This window comes from Moorena sp. SIO2C4 (assembly GCF_010672485.1).
Lineage (GTDB): Bacteria > Cyanobacteriota > Cyanobacteriia > Cyanobacteriales > Coleofasciculaceae > Moorena > Moorena producens.
The window spans coordinates 1-5,868 of record NZ_JAAHGN010000445.1 but is presented as its reverse complement, the minus strand read 5'-3'; the positions used below and the strand labels follow the sequence as shown (position 1 = coordinate 5,868).

Below are 5,868 nucleotides of genomic sequence, written 5' to 3'. Positions count from 1 at the left end.
TAGCAAATGAGACTTCTCAGACAACCTCTTAGAATCCCACACTTCCGACACTTCCCGCTTCACCCAGATATCAGAAACCTACCCCTGTTAGCATCACCCTACTGGGCAAATTGCTAAGATTTGCGCCATTATATCAATGTTTTCGGTGTGAGTAGTCAACTATCGTTCCCAATGCCCAAACTGACTTGGAGCTTGCCCCATGTAACTCCAGCTGCGATCGCTGCAGCATTTTTACTAACTCCCAATGGTCTAGCCAATGAATCTCAACCAAAGTCAACAACCGCCCAGGAATTATCCGTAGCAGTAGAATTACTTCCCCCCATCTCTGTGGGCGTGATGGAGCAGGTGACACCTGTTGACCAGTTGTTCCCAGGATCACCAACAACAGAATTACCAACAACTACACAAGAGTTTGACCATCAACTAACTCCCCATATCGAACCCAATCTCGAACCGATAGATGATCCGATGGATCAGGTGACATCAGTATCCCAGTTATCCGATGTCCAGCCCACAGATTGGGCATTCCAAGCCTTACAATCTATCGTAGAGCGCTACGGTTGTATGGCAGGATATCCTGATAGTAGCTATCGTGGCAATAGTCCCCTCAACCGTTATGAATTTGCTGCTGCTCTCAATGCCTGTTTCGATCAGCTCAGTAAGGTGATTGTTGCTCCCAATTTGGCATCGTCCTACTTTAAAGAGGATCTAGAGGCAATCAAGCGTTTGCAAGGCGAGTTTACCCTGGAACTAGCTAGACTGCGTGGTAACCTGGATGCTGTCACCGCTCGTACTGCTGAAGTCGAAATTACTGAGTTTTCCACCACTACTAAGCTCAATGGCGAAGTAGACTTTATCCTAATTGACTACTTCACTGGTAACAAAGCTGCCCCTTGTTGCAGTAGCCCAACTGAAGACGATAGTCTTACCACTACATTCACAGGTCTTGCCCTATTATCCTTTGATACCAGTTTCACCGGTAAAGACCTGTTACGCACTAGAATCGATACCACCGACGTGCCTGAATTTAATAACCCCCTTGATGGCACAGACATGACTCTCTATGACTTTGAAACAGATACAGACCAGGAATTTGTCTTAACTGAACTATATTATCGATTCCCGATTAGCGATCGCATTCAAGCTCACATTGCAGCAGCAGGTCTCTCAGCCGATGAAATTACAGACCCCCTCAATCCCGTCTCAGCCCTCTCCCGTTTTGGAGTACATAACCCCGTTTATCGCCTAGCTGAAGGTGGTGGAGCTGCTATTCGTTATCAATTTAATGACTCAATTAGAATCAGTGTAGCTTATTTAGGTAGTGCCGCTAGTATCTCTAATCCCACCGAAGGTAATGGACTATTTAATGGTCAATTTGGTGCTTTCACTCAGCTAACCTTAACACCAAATCAGCGCTTAGGGATTGGATTGAATTATGTCCATTACTATTCTCCTGAACCCAACTCAGGAATTGATGTCACTGGGAGTACTGGCAGTCAATTTTCCCAAGCACCCTTTGGTGATCAAACTGCCACCTCTGCTAATGGGTTTGGCTTACAAGGGAGATATCGATTTAGTCCTGGTTTTGCCCTTGGGGGTTGGCTCAGTTATATCAATGCCAACGCTGAATCCTCTCCCCGCCAAAGTGGTTTGGATGGCTCAAAGGGTGCTAAAGCTGATATCTGGACTTGGGCGATAACTATGGCATTTCCCGATTTAGGCAAAGAAGGCAATGAATTAGGTTTTGTGTTTGGAATGCCCCCTAGACTAGCTGAAAATGATATTAACAGTCGTCAAGATTTGGATGTATCTTACCACTTAGAAACCTTTTATCGCTACCAAATTAATGACAATATCTCCATCACTCCCGGTCTATTTGTAATTATATCTCCAGAACACAACAGTAACAACAATAGTATCGTAGTACCAATGTTAAAAACTAAATTTATTTTTTGATTTGTTGGTTGATTTATCGCGTGCTTCAATTAGGTGAGGTACAGAATCATGGGTTTTAGGGAACAGCGGATCTGGGAACAGGGAAGATAAAAGAGGGAACAGACAAAAGGTAACACATAAAAAATCCTGTGTACCTCATTAGGATAAAAAGCACTATAGTAATATAGCAATCCTAAATAAAGCGTTTTTAATAACTATAAGGTACACAGGATTTTATTCCACTTCCCTATTCCGTATTCCCTATTCCGTATTTCCTATTCCGTATTTCCTATTCCCTATTCCCTAAATACGTTCAAAGGCATTGCACATTGAGCATGATCAGACTAAGCCTGTGTACTATATATAGAGGAAGATTCAAAAACAGGCTGCGTGGAAATTACATTTTTAGGAACTAGCTCCGGAGTCCCAACGCGATCGCGCAATGTGTCCAGTGTAGCGCTGCGCTTACCTCAGCGTGCAGAAGTCTGGCTGTTTGACTGTGGCGAAGGTACTCAGCATCAACTTTTGCGGAGTGATATCAAAACCAGCCAAATCAGACGAATGTTCATTACCCACCTCCACGGCGACCATATTTTTGGTATCCCAGGTCTGTTGGCAAGCTGTGGGTTAGCTGGAAACATCGACAGGGTTGATATTTATGGACCACCAGGTTTAGATAGTTATCTCCAAGCTTGCCTAAAATACTCTCGCACCCATTTGGCATTCCCCTTCAAAGTTCACACGATCAAACCTGGTTTACTCTACGAAGACCAGGAATTTACCGTTACCTGTCTACCCCTGGAGCATCGTGTACCAGCCTTTGGCTATCGAGTGTGTGAAAAAGACCGACCGGGCAGGTTTAATGTAGAAAAAGCGATCGCATTAGGAATTCCCTCTGGTCCGGTTTACGGTAAACTCAAACGGGGAGAAACGATTACCCTACCTAATGGGCGTGAGATTAAGGGCATTGAATTGTGTGGAGCACCCGAAACTGGCCGTAAAGTGGTTTATTGTACCGATACTATCTTCTGTGAGCAGGCTATTGAACTGGCCAAGGATGGGGATGTGTTGATTCACGAAGCTACTTTTGCCCATCAAGACGCTCAGATGGCTATTGAGCGCTTACATTCTACCTCTACCATGGCAGCTCAAGTTGCCCTTGGTGCAGGAGTCAAACAGCTAATTATGACCCATTTCAGTCCTCGTTATGCTCCAGGAAACCCCCTGAGGTTAGATGATTTGCTTCTTGAAGCACGGGCAATTTTCCCAAATACCATCTTAGCCTATGATTTCTTCACCTATGAGGTGCCTAGACGACGTTCAGAAGAAAAAGAAGTGGTTTGTTGAATCTTGACTGTTGAATCTTGACTGTTGAATCTTGACTGTTGAATCTTGACTGTTGAGTTAAATCTTGACTGTTGATTGTTAACCTTCTAACTTTCAACCTCCTAACTTTCAACCTCCTAACCTTAAACCTCCTAACCTTAAACCTCCTAACCTTCAACCTTCTAACCTCCTAACCTCCTAACCTTCAATGACATTCCTCCACCTGAGAAACACGTCGGATATTTAACACATCGCTCATTTGTTGGATTTTGGCAAAGCTGCAGTTGAGTTGTTGGTGATCGAGAATATCAATGCACAGGTCAATTAGAGCTGGTTTGCCATACTGAGTTTTGACTTGAGCTTTACGGACATTAATGTTTTGGTCACTTAAGCGAGAGAGAATGTCTTTGAAGACACCAACCCGGTCAATGACTTCAATTTGCACATTTACCGGGTAGGTTTGGGGACGTCCGTTATCGACATCAGTGGGATTCCAGCTGACCGGTACTAGTCTTTCTCCTAAAACATTTTCCACATTCACACATCCTTGCCGATGAATGGAAATCCCCTTAGTGCGAGTGACTACCCCAATAATAGATTCTCCCGGTAAGGGGTTACAACATGCAGCAAGGCGATACAGTAGTCCTTCTACACCAGCAATAGGATGTGTCTTACTAGGAAGTTGGGATTGGAGATTAATGGGGGTAGAGCTAGAATACTGTTGGATAACTTCACTTTCTTCTGGCTGATTGTCTAAACCAGCGTGTAGTTCTTCCCTTAGTCGTTTCACTACAAAGTTGAGTGTCACTGCACCATGACCCAGGCCAGCCAGTAAATCCTCTACTTTGTGGTAGTTACAGCGCTCCGCCACAATTTGCATTGGTGCTGATTTGAGCAAGGCTTCAAATCCTTTTTTCCCAAGTTCCTTCTCTAAGAGTTCCCGACCCCGAGCCACATTTTCTTCCCGATGCGATCGCTTAAACCATTGCCGAATACGATTTCTGGCACTGGCTGTTACCACAAAGTTGAGCCAATCTAGACTAGGGTGAGCGTTTTTGGTGGTGAGAATTTCTACGATATCCCCATTCTTTAGAGGACAATCGAGTACCCGCCACTCACCATTAACTCGTACACCAGCACAATGGTTTCCCACCTCGGTATGAATCCGATAGGCGAAGTCTACGGCAGTTGCCCCCCGACTCAAAGCGACTACGTCACCATCTGGTGTAAATACATAGACATCTTCATCAAATAAGTTATCTTTGATGTTTTCCATGTATTCCTGAGCATCTTTCAGGTCTTTCTGCCATTCCAATAACTGCCGCAGCCAAGTCAGCTTTTCATCATCAGCCGTGAATTTGGTGGTATTAGAGCCACCGGTTTCCTTATACTTCCAGTGAGCAGCAATACCCCATTCCGCCACATGGTGCATTTCCAGGGTGCGAATTTGGACTTCGATCGGGCGACCATTAAACCCAATCACTCCGGTATGGAGGGATTGATAGCGATTAGGTTTAGGTAAACCAATATAATCTTTAAACCGACCTGGAATTGGTCTAAACAGATCATGAACAACGGCTAAGGCTCGGTAGCATTCCTCTTTGGTTTCCACAATCACGCGCATTGCAGCAATATCATAGATTTCATGAAACCCCTTGTTCTGCCGCTGCATTTTCTGATATATTCCATACAGGTGCTTGGGGCGACTACTAATATCAACGCAATGAACACCGGTTTTCTGAATGCGCTCTCGCAAAAGTTCTGAGACTTCCTTGAGGCGCTGTTCCCGGTCTGAGCGTCTTTCTGCTACCAACGACTGAATTTCCCGATAAGCATCCCTTTCGAGATACTTAAAGGCTAAATCTTCTAGTTCCCACTTGAAGCAACCAATTCCTAACCTATTGGCTAGGGGGGCAAAGATATCTCGAGTTTCTTGGGCAATCTGACCCTGTTTTTGTGGCTTCAAGTATTCCAACGTCCGCATATTATGTAATCGATCTGCCAGTTTGACAACGATTACCCTAATATCTGCTGCCATGGCCAGGAACATCCGGCGGAAGTTCTCGGCTTGACGCTCAGTTTTACTCGAGAAGTTGAATTTAGATAGTTTGGTTACCCCTTCTACTAAATTTCGTACCTCCACTCCGAACCGGGATTCTATTTCTTCTGGAGTAATTTCCGTATCTTCAACTACATCATGGAGGAATCCAGCCGCTATCATAGTAGAGTTGCCTCCCAAATCCCTTAATAAATCAGCCACTGCAACAGGATGGGCAATGTAAGGCTCTCCTGATTTGCGGGACTGACCTTGATGGAGTTGGTAAGCAAATTTAAATGCCTCAGCGATTAACAAAGTATGATCACCGACTGGTTCCTCTGCCGCTGATGAAGCGGCTCTTAAGCAATCTTGCAGCCAGTCAGGAATCTCGACGTTAAAATTCAAAATAGAGTAGGTGGCGATCGCGTCCATAATTATTTGCCCCTCAGAGAAAAAATAGATACCGGAGTCTAGGAAAACCGAAGTCTACCAAAATGAGTACTGACTCAGAAGGGTGGCAAGCTTGTCGATGCAGCCAAACCCTTCTCAGCAGTCGGTTTAAGTAAAGA

The 5,868-nt window shown here is 44.7% G+C and carries 3 protein-coding genes; 2 read left to right on the top strand and 1 reads right to left on the bottom strand.

The features are described from left to right. Positions 1-171 precede the first annotated feature (171 nt). Positions 172-1,956 (top strand): iron uptake porin, encoded by a 1,785-nt coding sequence (locus tag F6K20_RS21485; protein WP_287295967.1) that lies wholly within the window; start codon positions 172-174, stop codon positions 1,954-1,956. A 369-nt stretch (positions 1,957-2,325) separates the two neighbouring features. Beyond that, positions 2,326-3,282, top strand: coding sequence for a ribonuclease Z (locus F6K20_RS21480; protein WP_287295966.1), 957 nt, complete (start codon positions 2,326-2,328; stop codon positions 3,280-3,282). A 184-nt stretch (positions 3,283-3,466) separates the two neighbouring features. Here F6K20_RS21480 and F6K20_RS21475 read toward each other — a convergent pair whose 3' ends face one another. Then, the gene (locus F6K20_RS21475) at positions 3,467-5,731 is read right to left on the bottom strand and encodes a RelA/SpoT family protein (protein ID WP_008190525.1); all 2,265 of its coding nucleotides are present in this window, start codon (positions 5,729-5,731) and stop codon (positions 3,467-3,469) included. Between the last annotated feature and the right edge of the window lie 137 nt (positions 5,732-5,868).

Excerpts from the sequence above, each read along its gene's own strand:
- F6K20_RS21475 (WP_008190525.1), bottom strand. The coding sequence starts at position 5,731 with ATGGACGCGATCGCCACCTACTCTATTTTGAATTTTAACGTCGAGATT.
- F6K20_RS21485 (WP_287295967.1), top strand. The coding sequence starts at position 172 with ATGCCCAAACTGACTTGGAGCTTGCCCCATGTAACTCCAGCTGCGATC.